The sequence below is a fragment of the Bacillus sp. AFS017336 genome, assembly GCF_002555445.1.
Taxonomy (GTDB): domain Bacteria; phylum Bacillota; class Bacilli; order Bacillales; family Bacillaceae_G; genus Gottfriedia.
The window spans coordinates 22,205-41,992 of record NZ_NUCO01000020.1; the positions used below are offsets into that span (position 1 = coordinate 22,205).

A 19,788-nucleotide genomic window follows, 5' to 3' on the forward strand; every position below is an offset into this window, starting at 1 on the left:
TCATTTATTTAAATGAAATCGATACATCACCTAGTAAAGGAAACTTTGCAGTAAATTTGTCACCAGCATTTGCATTTATTGCAGCTGATAAAGCTCCAGATAAAATAATTTCACCAGCGTTTAGTGAAATCCCAAACTCGCTTAGTTTATTCGCTAACCATGCTACACAATGAATTGGGTTTCCTAGCACTGCTTCTCCCTTACCAGAATTCATCAGTTCATCGTTACAATATAGATCCATCGCGACATTCGGTAAATCGATTTCCTTTACATCGAAACGCTCATTTCCAAGAACAAATAAACAGGAAGAAGCGTTATCAGCTACTGTATCCTCTAAGCGGATTTTCCAATTTTCAATTCTACTATCAACTACCTCTATAGCAGGCACAATATAATCCGTTGCATTTACTACGTCCTCAAACGTAATATTTGGACCGATTAAATCCTTTTTTAAAACAAATGCAATCTCAGCTTCTACTTTTGGTAAAATCATATTTCCAACTTGAACTTCACCAAAGTTAGGGATATTCATATCTGTTAATAAGTGACCGTAATCTGGTTCATCTACCCCTAATAGCTCCTGCATAGCAATCGATGTTAAACCAATTTTTTTGCCAATAATTTTCTGGCCTTTTTTCAATTTTTCTTCAATATTTGTTAATTGAATTTGATATGCTTCTCGCTCTGTTAATCCAGGATAAATCTCAGTTAAAGCTTTTATACTGACACCAGTCTCTTCTGCTTCTTGTAGCAGAAGTGTTAGCTCGTCTACACTAGTAATTTTCACGCTCTCCACCCCTTTGGATTTTTATAATTTAATCGTGATATTCGATAATTCACTATAAAACTCAAAGCTATGAGCTCCACCTTCACGACCTAAACCACTTTGTTTCATCCCTCCAAAAGGTGTACGTAGATCTCTTAAGTACCAAGTGTTTACCCAAATAATTCCGGCTTCAATTTGATGTGCAACACGATGAGCTCTGCGTAAATCATTTGTCCAAATTGTTGCGCCTAAACCATAGTGAGTATCATTTGCCCATTCAATTACTTCATCTTCCGTATCAAACGGCATAACTGTTACTACTGGACCGAATATCTCTTCTCTAACACATCTAGAGTCTCGACTTAAGCCAGTAATAATTGTAGGTGAGATAAAGCATCCTTTTTCGATTGATGCTGGTCTACTTCCTCCAGTTAAAATATTGCCGCCTTCTTCTTTGGCAATCTCGATATAAGATAATACTTTTTCATAATGTTCTTTACTAATAACCGCACCAACTTTTGTACCTTCTTCAAACGGATCGCCAATTTTTAATTCGTTTGTTTTCGCGACAAATTTATTAATAAACTCATCAAAGACTGATCTCTGTACATAAATTCGAGATCCACATAAACAAACCTCTCCTTGATTCATAAACGATGATTTTAAAGTTGTTTCAATTACTTCATCTAAATCAGAATCTGCAAAGATCATGTTTGGATTTTTACCGCCAAGCTCAAACGATAATTTTTTTAATGTTGGAGCTGCGGCCTTCATAATTGCTGTACCTGTTTTTGTTTCACCAGTAAATGTAATTGCATCAACATCACTATGCTCTGTTAAAGCAGCGCCTGCCGCATTTGCCCCAAATCCGTGTACAACATTTACTACTCCATCCGGTACACCTGCATCTTTACAAATTTCAGCTAAAACAGTTGCTGTCATCGGTGTCCATTCTGCTGGTTTCATAACTGCTGTATTTCCAGCTGCTAAACATGGAGCTAGCTTCCAAGTTAGTAGTAATAACGGTAGATTCCATGGGTTAATCATCCCGACTACTCCAACTGGTCTACGATATGTATAATGCAGGGCTGTTTGATCTTGCATGTGAGATTCAGAGCTTAATGTTGTAATATAGTCAGCGAAAAAGTAGAAATTATGAGCAGATCTAGTAATATCAACTTCTAAAGCAAGATCGTATGGCTTTCCAGTATCCATCGCTTCTAAAGCCGCTAATTCTTCTTTTCGTGCTAATATTCCATCACCAATTTTTCTTAAAACTGCCGCTCTTTGATTGCTAGTAAATTGCTTCCATTCACCTTTTAGCGCTCGTTTTGCTGCTTTTACAGCTAAATCAATTTCTAGCTCTCCACCTTCAGAAACAGAACCTAAAACTTCTTCGGTTGCAGGATTTATATTTAAAAATGTTTTTTGATTATATGAAGGAATAGATTGTCCATCAATAAAGTGCTTACAATCAATCGGTAATGTTTTATTTTTTTTCTCAGTAACTTGCATAATAGGCACCTACCATTCTAATAGAATAAAAGGTGACACGAGTGCCACCAAATTTTTTTAATCCTCTATTTCTACAACCATTTCAATTTCAATCGCTGTATTATGCGGAAGCTGAGCCATCCCAACAGCTGATCTAGCATGTTTTCCTCTTTCGCCAAATACTTCTACTAAAAGGTCAGAAGCCCCATTCATCACCTTAGGATGATCATAGAAATCTTCTGTACTATTTACGAAGCCTAAAATTTTTACAATTCGCTTTACTTTTGAAAGGTCACCTAACTCGTACTTTAATACACTAATTAAATTTAACATTGACTCTCGAGAAGCTGCGTATCCTTCCTCGAGCGTTAATTCACGACCAAGTTTACCACGGTATTCGTCTACTCCTTGACCCGATGTAAATAGTAGATTACCAGTACGTACAGACTTAACATAGTTTCCTGATGCAGGTCTAATCGGTTTAATTGTATAGCCTAAACTTATTAATCTATCTTCTGGAGTCAATACTTTGTTTTCCATGAAGTAAATCCGCCTCCTTTATATTTAAAAATTTCAGAGCATTTTTTCCTAAAATAGCTTCTCTCATTTCTTTATTAAGATCCATCTGATTAATGACTCTTCCAGGTGGCGTTTCTCTTAATAAGAAAGGATAATCCGAACCCATCACAATTTTGTCATATCCAAAACGGTTAATTAAAAATTGAATATTAATAGGATCATAGTGAAGCGAATCAAAATAGAAATTAGTTACGTAATGACTTGGTGGATAAGCTGTTTTCCTCAAGTGTGGCCATACCTTCCAGCCTTGATCTAGTCTAGGAAGAATAAATGGGAATGAACCTCCACCATGGGCAAAGCAAATCTTTAATTTTGGATATTTTTCAATGACTCCACCAAATGTTAAGCTAGCAGCCGCTAAAGCTGTTTCGCTCGGCATTCCGACCGTGTACATAAAGTTATGATCTGGAGTACGGTCTTTCGCTAATGTTTCCCATGGATGAATAAACAATGGTACATTCCATTTTTCAGCCATTTCAAAAAATGGACTAAATTCATCACTATCTAAATTTGTGCCATTTACATTCGTACCAATTTCTAATCCACTTAATCCAAGTGTATGAATACAGCGATCCATTTCTTGAATTGCGATTTCAGCATTCTGCATCGGTACTGTCCCTAATCCAATAAATTTTGATGGATTATTTTTAACCGTGTTCGCTATAAAGTCATTTTGAATTTGCGCCATTTCCAATGCGACTTGAGCTGGTGCCCAATACGAAAATGTAACTGGGATTGGTGACAACACCTGCATTGTGACACCCTCATTATTCATGTCCTCAATTCTCTTTTCAGGACTCCATACTTGATCAGTTACTTCTCTAAATACTTTCCCAGCAACCATAATATTGGCACCACATGAACATGTCGGTTGTAAAATTGGCCATCTTTCATGACCATATTTTTCAAAAAAATTCGGTAAGTCCTCAGGAATTATATGTGTATGAAAGTCTATACGCATACCCATTCATCCGCTTCTTCCTTCATGACATGACCACAGTTTTTACATGTTCTCAACTCAAGGCTACCATTGAATTGTTCAATTGCTTCTTTGACTTGTGTTCCAATATCTGTTAATTGAACAGTCGTTTTATGCATTTCTTCATTACATTCATCACAGAACCAAACAAAGCTTTCTAATTCACCTTCTGCTCTTTTTCGTTCAAGAACAATTCCATATGAATCTTTTACTCTATGAGGTGAATGTGGAACAAAAGAAGGAAGCATAAAAATTTCACCTTCACCAACTGTTACAACTTCACGCTTTCCATCTGGTGTAATACACTCAACATAACAACTACCTTTAATTTGATAGAAAAATTCGTCTGCAGGATCGATATGGAAGTCTCTACGTTTATTTGGTCCTCCAATAATCATTGCAGCATACTCTGAATCTTCCCAAATAACTTTATTATTAACTGGTGGTTTTAATAGCTCTTTATTATCCTCAATCAATTTGAAAATATTAAAAACTCGACTCTTAAGATTCATCCTTATTCCTCCAATTAATTCAATTTTTAGTAAGCGCTATCATTATGCATTAATATAACCAAGCTGATTTGAGACTGTTTTAGCAGTTTTAACAACATCCTGTACCATACGACCAATATCCTGACTCATCATATACGAAACTGGTCCAACCATATTTAATGCCGCAAAAGTGTGACCCGTATATGTTTGAATTGGAGCTGCAATCCCAAATAAACCAAGATCGTTTTCATTATTGCTAATGCTATAACCATTCTCTTTAATTGCAGTCATTTCTTTTTTTAATAAATCAATATTTGTAATCGTATTTGTTGTATAAGCTTTAAAACCTCTTTCCATCGTTGGCTTTAAGTATGCTGGATTATATGATAGTAGAATTTTCCCGGTACTTGTACAATATGCAGGTCGTTTAGCACCTACAAACGTCGGAACTGGTATGGAATGTTTTGAGGATACTTTTAAGACAAATCTTACGTCCCCTTTATCAAACATTCCGATATGGACTGTACTATTATAATTTTTTAGTAAATTTTCTAATAATGGAATAGCCTCACTATAAATATCTTGCTGATGCATAACGTGATTACTCCACTCAAGTAACTTCCATCCAAGTCGATACTTTTTTTTGTTATCTTGAATTAGAATCCCTTCAGTACAAAGAGTTCGTACTAAATGATGGACAGAGCTTGCATTCATATTTAACTTTTCGGCTATTTCTAAATTTCCTAGTACCGGTTCTTCTTCTGTAAAGCAATCTAAAATTCTAGCAATCTTTTGAACTGAAGAGATCATTTAGATTCCCTCCATCTTAACGCTAAATTTCATAAAACCCCTGCTTTCTAAAATTACTCAGTTAACTTTAGAATTCGCTAGATTAGTTGATACTCCTTTTAAGTTTTTTGCACCATTTATAGCATCATCTACCATACTAAATGTTTTTTTGCGTTTCATTTGATTATAGTAAATTGCTCTTTTACGAATTGGATCACCTGTATAGTATCTTTCATATTGAAGTGCTCTTTGTCCAAAAGCTTCTCCACATAAATCCCAAGCAAGTTTAAATAGCTGTACTCGCTCTAAAGATGATACGCCTTCACGTCCAACATAATATTTATCCATTGCATCTCTTAGCTCTGGATGTTCGAAGTCTGCTTCTGTTGGTGACATTAATAATCCACCTGCACCGATTGTTTGAATGACTTCAATTGCTCTTGGATACATAGTTGGAAGTAATCCGCGAATTGTCTCTAACGGTTCCCATGCCGGCCTTACTTCGCCTGAAGGTAGTGTTTCATATTCAGTTTCTGATACTCGTAGTAAAGCACGAATTGTTTCAACTGATTGCAGTAATTCACCTAAGTCATTTTGTACATTTAAATAAACATCTACGCCAATTGAATCAGCTAGCTTGCAAGCCACTTCCACTGCAAACGCTAATTTCACATAGCCTCTTACACCAGACTGATGCGCAGGTTGTTGAGCAATACCTGTTTTTGGATATAAGTTATTTGCCGCTTCAACATTATTATGAATAAATACACGATTCCAAGGAACTAACACATCTTCAAATACAAGTACAGCATCCATCTCTTCAAATCTAGAAGCTAGTGGATGATCAAAGAATGATCTTTTCCCATCTTGCATTTGCTCTCTACATAAAATCTTTAATCCTGGAGTATCAACAGGAATTGCGAATGCTAATGCATATCGCTCATCACCTTGATGAAATCCTGGGAATGAATAAATGATTACTTCATCTGTGATTGGTGCTAAAGTAGCAAGCATTTTAGCTCCTCTAACGACTAAACCATCAACCGTTTCCTCTACAGCACCTAAATGAGTAAAAAGATCTTTTTGCTCATAAGATGGTTTGCTACGATCATTTTGCGGGTTAATAATTGCGTGTGTTAAGAAAATGTCATTATCACGTACAAATTTAAAATAATTTTGTACATTTTTTGACCACTCTGGATTATATTTATCTAAAAACCATGAATTACTAGCCATTGAAGTTAATACAATGTTCAAGAAATCCGGTGTTCTTCCCATTAAACCGAATGTTGACTTAGCATATGCTTCAAACAATTCTCCACGTTTTTTAATATCTTCAGATGATTTCGGTACTAAAAAAGCATTAGAAATTCGCTCACCAGTTTCTTCACAAATATGTGTAATCTTGTCTTGATAAGCTGGATCGAACTGCATATCATATAACTTTGCAATTTCCAAAATAGGTTGTTTAAACACTGGATGGTTTACGATATCTTCAACCTTTTCTCCACCTAACCATACGTCTGGTTTTCTTGATTTAAACCCTTCAATATATTGCGCCCCTGTACGAATACCCATTTATTAATTCCTCCACTCCGATATGTAATTTTTTATCTTTGTTTTTTAAATCGAATCCGGAAAATTTTTAAAGCGCTTTCATAAATGCCAATTTCGCTATCTTAAATTATTTGCACCACCTACTACTTATTAATTAACTTAATTTTACTATAAAAAATTATAAAATTTTGAACAATCAAAAAATTTCATAATATGAAATTTTCTATTAAAAATGATTAATTATTTAGTAGATAATAAGATTTCCTGAAAGTCAGGCGTTATTGGCGATCTATTAAACTGAGAAAAATTGTTGATCTCATTTGGGCATAATGTGAGGGTATCCTAATGGCGGATTTTCAATTAGCGTTGATTTTATGACCCCTTTTTATAGATATTTAGTAGATTTCTTCACTTTTTTAGTAGATTTTTAAAGGATTAAAGCTAATTTATTCATTTTCCACTTTTGGTATCTACTTTTGAACTATTATTATAGCCAGATACCCTAACCGGTATAGTTATGAGCCGTTCTATTTTGGGATTCTAGGAAATTTATTTGCAGTTTTACTAGTTTTATTTGCAGTTTTACTAATTTTATTTGCAGTTTCTCTGTTTTTAATTGCACTTCGACTTTTATTTGCACTTTATGATTTCTTATTTGCACATTTAACAGTTTTATTTGCACAGTCAACACTCTTATTTGCACTTCGACTTTTAATACTACGCTTCTTTTAAATATGACCTATAAACAAAAAATAAGGATGCCCTAATATTTTAGGACATCCCCATTTGAGATTGTTGAAAAACACATATGACAATCTGGAAATAAGTCTTATTTAAAATCTTTCCAAGAAATACTACTCTCGTTTAATAACTCTTCAAACGATTTATTTTTCTCACGCAATCGTTTTTCTTCACGAACTCGAGCTTCTTCTTCCTCTTTGAGCTTTGTTTCATTTTCTTGTAATTGTTTTTTTGTATTTTTTAATTTTTGAAGAACTTCTTCATTCATTAATGAACCTAATGATATTTTTTCTTTCTGCTCATATGTTGGTTTTACTGGTTGCTGCGGCTTTCTTTTTTTCATTTTATATCACCTTCCATATAAAATATTTTATCATGAAATTTCAAAAATTGCCTGTAGCAACATATTTGAATTAGATTGATCCAGTGTCTCAAGCAAAGCGTATTAAATGTTAAACATTATATTAATCTGAAAGCTATTGTATTTTTCTTATAAGCATTGATTTTGAATTTTATCATCTTAAAATTAAAAACACTTCCGAGTTGACTTTGAAACTTAACAATGTTTAACGATTAAAAACTACTTTGTCTATTTTAATTAAAAGTTTATCGTATTCCCAAGTTTATAACAGGAACAAAAAGCAACAACTTTTTTACTTTTTTGTGTCCTAATTGTCAAAAACTAATTAATAAAATATTCTTTTTCTTATGATAAAATTTACTAAAAAAGGAGTGGTATGATGGCTAGTGCAGAGCAATTAATTAAAGAAAAGTTTGTTTGTTCAAAGTGTAAACATACGCAAGCAAAGATTAAAGAGGTCTCTATGTCTGGTTCAGGTTTAAGTAAGTTGCTAGATATTGATTATAATCATTTTTTATTTGTTTCTTGTTTAAACTGCGGTTTTGTTGAGGTATATAATCCTTCAATTTTAGAAGGAAAAACCCGCGGTGAGTTAACTACTATTCTTGATCTTCTTTTTGGATAAGAGAGTGATGATTCTAATATGATAATCTGGCTTGTTCTGATTGTATTTTTTCTTATTTATTTTATTGGTGTGGGTTATTATTTTACGCAGCAAGTTTTGTTTATGAAAACAAATTCGCTTGAGTTCATTTATCAGCGGGAGTTGGAAAATTTCCGTTTTGATGAAAATTTGTATCGCTCGTTTCAAAAGGAATCTTTTTCTGTTCAATCTCGTTATGGATATGAATTAAAGGGGTATTTATTTGAGGCCTTTGATACAAATAATTGGGTCATTATTACTCATGGTGTTACGGTTAATAAGAACAACTCAATTAAATATGCTGAGTTATTTTTAAAGCTTGGATTTAATGTACTTACTTATGATCATAGACGACATGGTGAATCTGGAGGTACAACAACAAGTTATGGCTATTACGAAAAATATGATTTACAAACGATTGTTCACTATTTAAAAGATTTAAAAGGTGATATCGTTCTTGGCATTCACGGGGAATCAATGGGAGCATGTACGATGCTACAATACGCTGGTTTTGTTGAGGATTCTGCTGCCTTTTACATCTCAGATTGTGCCTTCTCTACTTTTGAAAAACAGCTTACATATCGTTTAAAAATGGATTATAAACTTCCAAAGTGGGCTATTCTTCCCGTCTCTAGCATTTGGTTAAAGCTTCGGAATGGATTTTTCATTAAAGATATTTCCCCATTACTTGCAACAAATAATATAAAAAAACCTGTATTATTTATTCATAGTAAACGAGACGATTATATTCCTTATACAAACACAATTCATTTATATGAAGCAAATCAAGGTGAAAAAGAATTATTCATTGCCGAAAATGGTGCACATGCCATGAGTTTGAATGAAAATAAAGAAGAATACTATTCCATCGTTTCATCTTTTTTAAATAATATTGAAATTGAACATAATTCATTATAAAAAAATGGACAGAGTTTTTCCATCTGTCCATTTCAGTGTGTAGACAAAGTCTTAAATCTGATTTTCAGACTGATTGCAAGCGTTTGTCTTTCGAGGCGCGAAGCCTGATGAGGAGCGGAGTTACCCTAACCGGTAATGAGCACCACAGGCAGGCGAAGCAACGAAGAAAGCGAGCGTTTGTCAACAGTCTGAAATGGACAGAGTTTTTTTCCTCTGTCCATTTTTTTGACTCTTAAAGAGCCGCTTCTAAAATTTTCAACGCATCTTCTTGATCCAATTTTTTAAAGTAACCAAATGGACCATATTTAACTGTTTTAGCAGCCATTTCAGATAGTTGCTCTTTTGTTATACCGTACTCGCTTAAACGACTTGGCGCACCAATTGAGCTCCAGAATGTACGTAAAGCTTTAATTCCTGCTAACGCCCACTCTTCTTTTGACATTGAATCTTGTTGAATGTCAAATACTCTATTTGCAAATTGACAGAATCGATCTACGTTTTCACTCATTACATATTCCATCCAGTGAGGGAAAATTATCGCTAATCCTCCTCCATGAGGAATATCTGATACTGCAGATACTGCATGCTCAATATTGTGTGTTGCCCAATCACCTTGCACACCCATGCTTAAAATTCCGTTTAATGCCATTGTTCCACTATATAATAGTGTTTCGCGCGCTTCGTAATTATCTAAAGTTTCAACTGCAACAGGCGCAGTTTCAATAACTGTTTTTAAAATTCCTTCACAGAATCGATCTTGAATTTTTGTATTTTTTCCATGATGGAAATATGACTCAATAACATGTGACATAATATCCACTGATCCATAAACAGTTTGATCGCGAGGAACTGTAAATGTATTTTGTGGATCTAATATTGAAAATGTTGGGTAACTGAACTTACTTCCCCAGCCTAATTTCTCATTTGTTTCCCAGTTTGTAATAACTGACCCAGCGTTCATTTCTGAACCAGTTGCTGCAAGCGTTAATACTGTTCCAAATTTTAATGCATCCGTTGGGACTGCTTTTCGAGTAATAACATCCCAAATCTCACCATCAAATTTTGCTCCAACAGCAATCGCTTTTGTACAGTCGATTACAGATCCTCCACCAACTGCTAAAACAAAGTCAATACTTTCTTCTTTACAAATTTGGATACCTTTATGAACTGTTGATAACCTTGGATTTGGTTCAACCCCACTCAGTTCATAAACCGTTTTGTCAGCTTCTTTAAGAATACCTACAATTTGATCGTATAGGCCATTCCTTTTAATACTTCCACCACCGTATACAAGTAACACATTCTTTCCAAAAGTAGTCGCTTTATCTTTTAACTTTTGTACACTATCTTTACCAAATATTAATTCAGTCGGATTTGCAAATGTAAAAAAATTCATCTATATCCCTCCTTAAGTCAAATATAATTTTAACTTAAATAGCCAAAAGGATGCATCTTAAACGACTTTTGTTTGGAATATTTTTTTATTTATAGGGAAAACTAAATAATCGTATGGATGCTTCATTATATATCTAACTTTCTCATATTTAAATCCTACTTTTTCATATAATCGACGAACAGACGGTTTATCTTGATCGACATTTAATGAAACTCGCGTAACCCCTTTGTCTTTAGCATAAGAAAGTAAACCATTTAATAATTCGGTTCCAATTCCTTTGCCTTGATAATCTGGGTGTACTGATAATGTATCAATATAAAAATCTTCATCATCTGCTTCTCGATCTACTTGAACGTTTTGGAGATTTAAATTACGACTAATTATTTCAAGCATTTCACGATCAAGTACGGATAGTTCTGAGGAATGATAGGCTATGATTAGCCCGACTACTTTTCCTTCTGTTTCTTTTACTAAGCAATTATTGTAACTTAGTCTATTTTGTTCTGATTGAACATAATATTCTAAAATTGGAATAGCCTGTTCATATGATGATGTCCCAGTTAACATGAATACAATATCTTCAATCGCTTGTACAATTAGAGGGACAATTTGTTTTGTATCTTCTCTTTTAGCTAATCGAATCATGATTGTCACTCCTTATTATGATTTATTCTGTTTAGATTAAGCATTTTTTAGTATAAAAAAAACAACTTTATCATTTTATAATATTTTTATATTAATTTCATGTTAAAAATTAATTTTAAATTAAAATCCCCCTTTTAATTTAACATAAATGTAATATAATGAATTTAGATGTGTAGGAGGAATGAATTATGTCTGATGTTCAAATTAAAGTTTTAGATAATGGTCCTTTACGTGTCACTGGTACAGTAGATCTAGTTGATGCTGAAGGAAATACATATCCACAAAAAGCGGCTTTCTCATTATGCCGATGTGGATTATCAAGTAAATTACCATACTGTGACGGCACTCACAAAGGAAAGTTTGAATCTGTCGTTCGAGCTCCAAAAGAAGCAGAATAATATTATTTTTCTGGCGCCGATTATTGAATTATTTTAAATAATCGGCTTTCTTAATGCCCTCACCTCTATTCTATTTGAAACATTCATAAGCCTAATCTAATCACACTTAACTTTACGGATTCATTTCAAGGGGGAAGTAACATGAAGAAGGTATTAGCATCAGTCGTTTTATCAGCAGCACTAGTTGCACCAGGTGTATCTGCTTACGCAGCGCCAAACACAAATGAATTAAATAGTTATTTAAAGAGTATCAGTTTGACTCAAGCTCAATTAAACGACTACTTACAATCATACTACGGAGAGTCGATCTCTGATTTCGATTCAGTTGCTGAGTTAAAAGAGACTTTAGGTGAAAGACTTACTCAAAAAACATTAGACGCGGTTCTAGAAGAGAATGGTTATACTGAGAAAGAAGTTATTGATCTAGCAGTCTATTATGATGATATGGACAAAAATGCATCATTACTAGATACTTACTACTTCACTTCTGATATTGAAAATTTAATTTACTTAGATCAAGATGAGTCAGGTAGTTCAGAAGATGAGTTCCCTTCTATGGATGATCTTTCTGATGTTTTTTCTGCGTTTGGCATTACTGAAGCAGAACTGAATAATCTATCTTCATACTTAGAAAAAGTTGTGAATGATGACCCTGCTATTGAAGCGAAATTAGAAGCTTTAGCTGACCGTGCTTCTGCTTTAGAAGAAAACTATCCTGAATTTTTCTCAATGGATACTGAGGCTACTCCAGAAGAATTACCAGATGCATTAAAAGTAGAACTAATGAATATTGTAAAAGAACTTCAATCTACTTTAAAAATTGATATTAAAGTTCAAATTGAACAAAAAGGCGTTAAATCACCTCTAACTTTTGCTAAATTACTTACAATGGATGATTCTATGGATTCTATGGAAGACCTAAAAGTATATTTAGAGATTTACGATAACGCTGGTAATCTATTATTAGACGCTTTATTTACACCAGATGCACTACTAGGCGATGACCAACTAGTAAATATCGTGAAAGATACTCAAAAAGCAGTTAAAACTTCAGAGAAAAAACCAACTGTTACTGTAAGAACAGAAAATGGTGGAAAACTACCAACTACTGCAACTCATACAACTGAATGGACAATGGTTGGTATGTTAATGATGTTAGCTGCTGTTGTTTTACGTAAAAAGGTAATTGCAAAACGATAAGCTATGAGTCGAAAACGAAAAGTACTTCTTATTTTTTCTGCACTTCTTTTTATTATCGGATTATTTTTTGCTTCAACAAATGCTTATTCATTGATTAAAACCTATGTACTGTATAAACAGTCAAAGGATGATTTTAAAAAAGAAATCAAAACTGAAACAGCAACTAAATTGAAGCAAATTAAAAAAAATGAGCCACTTTATAAGACTTATCCTAAATTTGGCGAAGAAATGGGTACATTAACGATTCCTAGAATTGAAGCTACTCTACCAATCTTCCACGGGACTGATGAGGACGAGCTTGCAAAAGGAATCGGTCATTATGCCAAATCCGTGATGCCAGGTGAAAGAGATAATAGTGTTCTTGCTGGTCATAGAGATACTGTATTTCGTCATCTTGGTGAAGTAAAAATAGGCGATTCATTAATTGTAAAAACTTCTGCCGGTACTTTTACTTACAAAGTCCACAGAATTCGTATCGTTGATAAAGATGATCGCACTGTTATTATTCCAAAACCAAGACCTACATTAACGGTGAGCACTTGTTACCCATTTAATTTTATTGGACATGCACCAAAGCGTTATATTCTTGTTGCTAGTTTAGTAAAATCTGAAGTCAATAAATAAACAAAAAACTGCTCGCTAGTAATAGTGAGCAGTTTTTATTATTCATAGTTTCATCTATTTTTTAGTTTCCTAGCGCTACCCAAAATCTCTCATTATTTAAATTGCGAACACTCCACTGATAATGTCCATCGCTGCAATTTTCCGAAAAGAAATTAGCTGAATAAATACTATAAAAAAGAACGTATAAATGGATTGTACTTCTAACTTCTTCACCTAATGTATTAACTATTTTATTTAAATATTTTTCTAATTTTACTTCTCCCAATTCATCATATAAATCAAATAAAATCCAACTTAATGCAACATCAAATAATGGGTCCCCATATAATGTCATTAATCCGAAATCAATTACTCCATTGATTTGTCCATTTTCATTTACTAATAGGTTTGATGGATAATAATCCCCATGTACAAGTGAATAGATCCCTTCATATTTAACAGAAAATCCTTTTAGTAGTCGATTTAATTTCACTTCATAATCCATAACATCTTTTTTTAAATATCCTTCTACTTCGATATTCTTTTTTAGTAATGACTGTTTTAAAAAATCATACCAATCCTTTGAAGAAATTTCATAATCACCTAATAATTTAATGCCTTTAATGCGGTTTTCTAATTTAATTGTTTGGATACTTAATATCGTAGATAAATAGTTTTCAAAAAAAGAATCTAATTCTTGTTCATTATACTTTGATAAATCCTTTTGAATATTTTTACCTTCAATTCGTTTTTCAATCGTTAAAATAGCATGATCTTCTTTTATAATTTCATGTATTTTTGGCAGTTCAAAATGTACATCACTAAAGTTTAATGACTCATAAAATTGCTTTAATATCTTTAATTTTGGATAGGCTGCTAGCTTATATATTTTTAAAACTCTCTCATGATCGTAAGCATAAACTTCTGCTTCTTGTCCTTTTCCTAAAAAGTTTGATTCGTCTAGCTTATACTTCTTTAAAATGTAAGCAATAACATTTTGTGCAATCATTTTTGGTCTCCATTTTTCTTTTTTTATATACTTTTTTTCAACTCTACTTCTATATATTCCTGCTTCTTCCAAATTAGCCTACTATTTCTATTACAGCAATAAAAAAATACGATCTTTTTTCTATAAAGATCGCATTTCACGTTGTTGAAAAATGAGTTTGTCAATTAGTGCCCAACAATATCATCGCTAAGTGAACCCTCTATGAGTAACTCTTTTGTTGATTTCTGCTTTTTTACTTACTCATGAACCCCTTATGAGTAACACTTTTGTTGATTTCTGCTCTTTTACTTACTCATGAACCTTTTATGAGTAACTCTTTTGTTGATTTCGGCTTTTTTACTTACTCATGAACCCTTTATGAGTAACACTTTTGTTGATTTCGGCTTTTTTACTTACTCATGAACCCTTTATGAGTAACACTTTCGTAGATTTCTGCTTTTTTACTTACTCATGAACCCTTACTCTTCTTTCGATTGCCACGAACCTTGTGCTTTTCGAATATAAATGATTTGCCCTATATGATATGTATTATGGGTACATAAGTTAGATAACGCTCCCCACCAAATTGCGTCTACTGGAAAATTCGGAATTTGTTCATGCAGTTTTGATTCATCTATTTCTTTTATGGCTAGCTGCCAATTGGCTAAGTTTTCATCTAACCGCTGAACTAACTCCTGCCAGCTTTCTATTGTTAAATTTTCTAAATCACGAAAAGTTGAAGCATTACTTTCTCTCATTTCAGTAGGGATTTCCCCTTTAAATCTTCTTAACCATCTTTCATTATAAAAATAAAGATGATTTACGATTTCGCAAATCGTATGGGTAGACTCATTTTGTCTCCATTTAATATCTTCTAGGCTTAAATTTTCTAATGCTATACTTAAAGGCTGAATCCAACTTTCAACATTGCGACAAACTTCTAATTGATCTAATAGGAATTCTTTTTTACTCATATACATTTCTCCTAACTTTTTTTATTTGCTCGATTATGTACTTTCGCGTCTAGCAGTAGATATCCCTTTTTACTCTATGCATTCAATCCATTAAAAAATGCACTACTTAAAAAAGTAATGCATTTTTTGCAATAAGGAGCAATTAATTGAAATTAGTGAACTCTGAAAACATTAATAGTTGCTCCTGCACCTTGTAAAAGCGTAACTTCTCCTTCAAAATCAAATAATTGAAGTGAAATTGTGTCTCCAGCATCTAACGGTAAAATCATTTGACTACTATAGATGGATCTATTCACTTCATTTGCGATTACGGATGCATTTATAGGTCGACCATTTATTAAAATTCTTGAAGATACTCCCAATAGTAAATTTAAATTCACAGTGTAAGTAATAAAATAATTACCTGGTTCCTCAATTGTTAAGCGATCATTTGCTCGATTAATTGTAATTCCTTCGCCTAAATATTGAAATGATGGGAAAGTTATATTTGTACCCTTACTTGTTACCTCAACTTTTCCTCCGCTATTTGTAACAAATGCAAAATTTTCCCCTGGAGGGATTGGCGGATAATGATGTCTTGGGTGTCTCGGATGTCTCATACTATCACCTTTTCTTATTATTAGACATAAATCCTCTTTCGAAATTACTAGTTAAAGGCTTGTCTATATCTTATTAATATGAAACTTTTCCTTTTTCGTTACGGCATGTCCACTAGTTTTTTAATATTTTTTTGATTTAATAGAATTAAAAAAAGGAACCCAAAAAGTACTTTGACTTTCTGAGCTCCCTCTATGATTAAACTTTAATTAGTTTTGCTTCAATTTTTGTTTTTGGTCTAAAAAATGATAAATCGCATGCGCTACGCCTGCTTCTTCGTTTGTTTTTGTAACGAATGCACAATGGCTTTTTAGTTCTTCTTTCGCATTTCCCATCGCTACCGGAAATCCTACTCGGTTAAACATAGAGACATCATTAAAGCTATCTCCTATTGCCATGCTATCCTTTAAATCTACTCCAAGAATTGGGGCAAGCTTCAATAAAGCCGCTCCTTTACTAACATTTGCGGCATTAATTTCAACATTGTTTGAGCTTGATGAAGTAATTAATAACCCTTCTTCTTGCATTAAATTTAGTCGAATACGGCTAATAGCTTCTTTATTATTGGAAAGAAATAATATTTTATAAACATCAAGATTATTAAAATCCTCAATTGAAGTGTAATTTCGAACTTTTCTTAAAGTAGCGGTAACCTTATGCGTCTTGCCAGTACTCTTATCAGTAAAAAATTCATCGTAAAGAGTATCTCGACATTTCGTAAATGATCCTTCACTAGTACTAATAATAAATGTCTTATTTTCCGCCTCACATATGCTTAAAGCTTTTGCAAAAATTTCTTTATCCATTGAATCATTATGCAAAATTTTCGCTTCATAGTCATATATTTGAGATCCATTTAAACAAACAATAGGACAAGTCAATCCAGCTTCATCTAATGCTTCCTTCGCACTTTCATACATTCTGCCCGTAGAAATGACAACATGGATTCCTTCCTTTTGTGCTGCCCGGATGCTTTCAATATTTTCTGCTGGTATCCCATTTTTACCATTTACAAGTGTACCATCCATATCAATTGCAATTAATGCCATGTCGTTCTCCCCTTTTCTACTATTCTATTGCTATCTGAATGCTAAGTATTCACTGATTCTACTAAAACATTCTTATTACAATTTTACTATCTACTATTTTATGAGTTCATACTTTACTATTATAACGCAAAAAAAGACCTTCTGCATTTAAGAAGGTCTTTAAACTAATGGTCAAGGCTCTCTTACATCGTTACTATTTCTGTCATTTATCCTATAATAGCGCTTATTTCTAAGTTTCTAGAGCCTATAACTCAATCTCAACAATCTCTTTTCCAACCAATCGAGCACCCTGCTTTGCTACAACAAATCCACCTGAAGAAGTGAATACGTTATTTGCTACAATTTTGTCCATTACTTGATTAATTAATGTTGGACTAACTGGGATTGTTGGATTGTCTACTGTGAGAGTAACAACCTTTTCACTTTCATTTAAAAATTTTAGTTCTAATGTTTGAATCATGTCACTTTCCTCCTTGTTTACAGACTGTTTAAAATTATTCCGTTGCTTAGTACTGCTAGGTCTACTAGTGGTAGTTCTTGCAGTGATGCTAAAGCATTTCCAACTTCGCTTAGCTTCACTAGATCAAGATCAACTCTGACATTTTTGTATGCCTTTCTCTTGATGATGATTTTTCCTTGTGAGTCTTTTCCTGCATGTAAATTTACATACAATGTAAGTTGTTGAGTAGCAATTTGTGCCATTTTCAACTCCCCCTTTCGATGTATATATACAGAAGTAGGGGGGATTTTTCGTTAATGATTAACTATTTTTTTATGATCCAATTTTTACGTCTACAATATCGCTTAGGTATAGCTCCATATATCCAGCTTGTTCTTCATAAATTGATAGTCTATTTTGGTGTAAATTGATTTTTCCTATTTTTCCTTTTACATTATGATGATAGTGATCTTTATAGTAAGTAATTTGCACACTTTCATCCTCGTGAATTGCCTGCTGAAGATGACGGTTCATTTCCTCTAATAATTGTTCGTCTACATCTTTTGGTTGTTCATAGTTTTGGGATACTTTCCAATCACGGAGTATTTTCACGTGTTCAGGTAACATCATTGAAGTCCATTTAATCGTTCCACGGTCACGAATCATCGGCATTCTTCTCCTTTTCTTATTCTTCTTCTTGTTGAGACAAATTCTAGTTGTTTTGACTTATAAGGGGAAAGTTAGCTAGAGCGGCTTCAAGAAATTTTCAACCTTTATGTCCACCTACTAGCTTGCTTCGAGATAGTGTCGTTCCTCCTTCTGCATAAGAAACCGCCCAAAGAAGCGCAGTTGATCCATATTTTTTTCGAACTGCATCCATGACATATCCTAATTTACGCTTTTGAGGTTTTTTCTGGTCAAATAAATTTAGTTGCATGATTTCATCACTTACAATGTTCGAAAGGGAGATGAGGATTTGGCGAACAGTCTTTCCTTCGTAATATTGATCAAAAAGTTTTGCACATATTTTATACAAGTCTGAAGTAATATTTGTCGGTTCATCCATTGTAAACGCATGAGAAAATCCTCCACCAAACTCTTCACGACTATATCCAATTCCTAAAGTAACAGTTCTTCCTGCTTTTTTTGCATTTCGAGTTCGGCGCGCAACCTCTTCGCACATTTCGCGTATAACAAATTTAATTTCTTCTATTTTTGTGTAATCCCTCATTAATATTTGGCTTTTACCAAAACTAATTTGCCCGTTCATTATTGGTGCACCTAGTTCAGACAAATCTACTCCCCATGCATGATGATACAGTTGATTGCCCATTACTCCGAATTTCTTTTCAAGCAAATGAAGAGGATATTTCGCTAGCTGTCCTACCGTAAAAATTCCCACTCCATTTAAAGTCCGTTCGGTTCTTTTACCGATTCCCCACATTTCACTAAGAGGACTTACTTGCCATAGTTTTTTTTCTACATCTTCATAAGTCCACTCTGCTATCCCATCTTTTTTTCCTTCTAAATCTAAGCAGAGCTTTGACAAAAGCATGTTGGGGCCAATCCCAACCGAACATGGTAATTGAAATCGTGCCATAATCTCAGCACGAATTTTTTCGGCAACCTCCCATGCATCCCCCCATAATTTTTTTACTCCATCGACCTTTAAAAAACATTCATCGACACTGTATACATGTAAATCCTCTAAAGGTACAAATTCATTTAATAATTTTACGATGTTTGTTGAGACTTCTAAGTATTTTGCCATTGAAGGATTTACAATTTTAATTCGCGGATCTTTTGGTATTTCAAAAACCCTTGATCCTGTTTTAATTCCAAATTCCTTTTTTAATCGCGGTGAAGCTGCAAGCACAATACTTCCTTCTCTTTCTACATCTCCAACAACTGCTAAATAACATTCCAATGGATCTAATTCGAGCATGACCGCAGAACAACTTGCATAAAAGCTCTTCATATCGATGCATAATATACGATGATGTGGTAACTCTTCATAACAAATGCTCATACATATCACTCCGATTTTCCAAAAAATAGCAGAACTAATGTTCTTATTTATATTATAAACATATATTAAACGAATATACGTTCGATTTCAATAATTTTTTCGCTAGGAACGATACAAAATTTTGGATATACTAAAAAGTAGCTTAAGGGAGG

At 33.5% G+C, this 19,788-nt stretch carries 23 protein-coding genes; 5 read left to right on the forward strand and 18 right to left on the reverse strand.

Annotation, left to right across the window (positions count from 1 at the left end):
• Positions 1-4 precede the first annotated feature (4 nt).
• From CN601_RS10150 to CN601_RS10190, 8 genes are all read right to left on the reverse strand, one after another.
• Positions 5-787 carry a 2-keto-4-pentenoate hydratase gene (locus tag CN601_RS10150; RefSeq protein WP_098170968.1) on the reverse strand — a complete coding sequence of 261 codons (783 nt, stop codon included), beginning with the start codon at positions 785-787 and terminating at the stop codon, positions 5-7.
• A gap of 21 nt (positions 788-808) precedes the next feature.
• On the reverse strand, positions 809-2,281 hold the full coding sequence (locus CN601_RS10155; protein WP_098170969.1) for an aldehyde dehydrogenase: 1,473 nt from the start codon (positions 2,279-2,281) through the stop codon (positions 809-811).
• Between the two features lie 57 nt (positions 2,282-2,338).
• A complete protein-coding gene (locus CN601_RS10160; RefSeq protein WP_098120944.1) occupies positions 2,339-2,800 on the reverse strand; it encodes a RidA family protein in 462 nt (153 codons plus the stop codon).
• A complete protein-coding gene (locus CN601_RS10165) occupies positions 2,769-3,806 on the reverse strand; it encodes an amidohydrolase family protein (RefSeq protein ID WP_179865511.1) in 1,038 nt (345 codons plus the stop codon). The genes CN601_RS10160 and CN601_RS10165 overlap by 32 nt, the downstream gene beginning before the upstream one ends.
• Entirely contained in the window at positions 3,791-4,330 is a 540-nt protein-coding gene (locus tag CN601_RS10170; RefSeq protein WP_098120943.1) for a 3-hydroxyanthranilate 3,4-dioxygenase, read from the reverse strand. Before CN601_RS10170 ends, CN601_RS10165 begins: the two co-directional genes overlap by 16 nt.
• Before the next feature lie 42 nt (positions 4,331-4,372).
• Positions 4,373-5,119, reverse strand: a complete 747-nt coding sequence (locus CN601_RS10175; protein ID WP_098120942.1) for an IclR family transcriptional regulator — start codon at positions 5,117-5,119, stop codon at positions 4,373-4,375.
• A gap of 57 nt (positions 5,120-5,176) precedes the next feature.
• Entirely contained in the window at positions 5,177-6,676 is a 1,500-nt protein-coding gene (locus CN601_RS10180; protein WP_098170970.1) for a 4-hydroxyphenylacetate 3-hydroxylase family protein, read from the reverse strand.
• 808 nt (positions 6,677-7,484) lie between these two features.
• The gene (locus CN601_RS10190) at positions 7,485-7,739 is read right to left on the reverse strand and encodes a YqkE family protein (protein ID WP_098120940.1); all 255 of its coding nucleotides are present in this window, start codon (positions 7,737-7,739) and stop codon (positions 7,485-7,487) included.
• Positions 7,740-8,136: 397 nt separating this feature from the next.
• Here CN601_RS10190 and CN601_RS10195 point away from each other — a divergent pair, with 397 nt between their 5' ends.
• Both CN601_RS10195 and CN601_RS10200 read left to right on the forward strand, forming a co-directional pair.
• Positions 8,137-8,382 carry a zinc ribbon domain-containing protein gene (locus tag CN601_RS10195; RefSeq protein ID WP_098120939.1) on the forward strand — a complete coding sequence of 82 codons (246 nt, stop codon included), beginning with the start codon at positions 8,137-8,139 and terminating at the stop codon, positions 8,380-8,382.
• 18 nt (positions 8,383-8,400) lie between these two features.
• The gene (locus tag CN601_RS10200) at positions 8,401-9,318 is read left to right on the forward strand and encodes an alpha/beta hydrolase (RefSeq protein WP_098170972.1); all 918 of its coding nucleotides are present in this window, start codon (positions 8,401-8,403) and stop codon (positions 9,316-9,318) included.
• Between the two features lie 232 nt (positions 9,319-9,550).
• Here the strand turns inward: CN601_RS10200 and CN601_RS10205 are convergent, their stop codons facing one another.
• Together CN601_RS10205 and CN601_RS10210 are read right to left on the reverse strand one after the other, a co-directional pair.
• Complete coding sequence (locus CN601_RS10205) at positions 9,551-10,714, reverse strand: iron-containing alcohol dehydrogenase (RefSeq protein ID WP_098170973.1); 1,164 nt, start codon at positions 10,712-10,714, stop codon at positions 9,551-9,553.
• A gap of 57 nt (positions 10,715-10,771) precedes the next feature.
• Positions 10,772-11,359: a GNAT family N-acetyltransferase gene (locus tag CN601_RS10210; protein WP_098170974.1), complete on the reverse strand. Its 588-nt coding sequence runs from the start codon at positions 11,357-11,359 to the stop codon at positions 10,772-10,774.
• A 188-nt stretch (positions 11,360-11,547) separates the two neighbouring features.
• Here CN601_RS10210 and CN601_RS10215 point away from each other — a divergent pair, with 188 nt between their 5' ends.
• The 3 genes from CN601_RS10215 to CN601_RS10225 all read left to right on the forward strand — a co-directional run bounded on the left by CN601_RS10215 (position 11,548) and on the right by CN601_RS10225 (position 13,581).
• Positions 11,548-11,757, forward strand: a complete 210-nt coding sequence (locus CN601_RS10215; protein ID WP_098120935.1) for a CDGSH iron-sulfur domain-containing protein — start codon at positions 11,548-11,550, stop codon at positions 11,755-11,757.
• 141 nt (positions 11,758-11,898) lie between these two features.
• Entirely contained in the window at positions 11,899-12,957 is a 1,059-nt protein-coding gene (locus CN601_RS10220) for a processed acidic surface protein (protein WP_098170975.1), read from the forward strand.
• Positions 12,958-12,960: 3 nt separating this feature from the next.
• Entirely contained in the window at positions 12,961-13,581 is a 621-nt protein-coding gene (locus CN601_RS10225) for a class D sortase (RefSeq protein ID WP_098170976.1), read from the forward strand.
• Positions 13,582-13,642: 61 nt separating this feature from the next.
• On the opposite strand, the gene CN601_RS10230 is transcribed toward CN601_RS10225, so the two are convergent.
• The 8 genes from CN601_RS10230 to CN601_RS10265 form a co-directional block, all read right to left on the reverse strand.
• Positions 13,643-14,569, reverse strand: coding sequence for an aminoglycoside phosphotransferase family protein (locus CN601_RS10230; protein ID WP_142317327.1), 927 nt, complete (start codon positions 14,567-14,569; stop codon positions 13,643-13,645).
• A 458-nt stretch (positions 14,570-15,027) separates the two neighbouring features.
• Positions 15,028-15,522 (reverse strand): DinB family protein, encoded by a 495-nt coding sequence (locus tag CN601_RS10235; RefSeq protein ID WP_179865512.1) that lies wholly within the window; start codon positions 15,520-15,522, stop codon positions 15,028-15,030.
• Positions 15,523-15,674: 152 nt separating this feature from the next.
• Positions 15,675-16,121 (reverse strand): BclA C-terminal domain-containing protein, encoded by a 447-nt coding sequence (locus tag CN601_RS10240; protein WP_098120932.1) that lies wholly within the window; start codon positions 16,119-16,121, stop codon positions 15,675-15,677.
• Between the two features lie 207 nt (positions 16,122-16,328).
• Complete coding sequence (locus CN601_RS10245; RefSeq protein WP_098170979.1) at positions 16,329-17,168, reverse strand: Cof-type HAD-IIB family hydrolase; 840 nt, start codon at positions 17,166-17,168, stop codon at positions 16,329-16,331.
• A gap of 244 nt (positions 17,169-17,412) precedes the next feature.
• Positions 17,413-17,628, reverse strand: a complete 216-nt coding sequence (locus CN601_RS10250; RefSeq protein ID WP_216854077.1) for a DUF2922 domain-containing protein — start codon at positions 17,626-17,628, stop codon at positions 17,413-17,415.
• 17 nt (positions 17,629-17,645) lie between these two features.
• Positions 17,646-17,870: a DUF1659 domain-containing protein gene (locus CN601_RS10255; protein WP_098120930.1), complete on the reverse strand. Its 225-nt coding sequence runs from the start codon at positions 17,868-17,870 to the stop codon at positions 17,646-17,648.
• 70 nt (positions 17,871-17,940) lie between these two features.
• The gene (locus tag CN601_RS10260; RefSeq protein WP_098120929.1) at positions 17,941-18,273 is read right to left on the reverse strand and encodes a YolD-like family protein; all 333 of its coding nucleotides are present in this window, start codon (positions 18,271-18,273) and stop codon (positions 17,941-17,943) included.
• A gap of 100 nt (positions 18,274-18,373) precedes the next feature.
• Complete coding sequence (locus tag CN601_RS10265) at positions 18,374-19,636, reverse strand: Y-family DNA polymerase (RefSeq protein WP_098120928.1); 1,263 nt, start codon at positions 19,634-19,636, stop codon at positions 18,374-18,376.
• Positions 19,637-19,788: the final 152 nt, after the last annotated feature.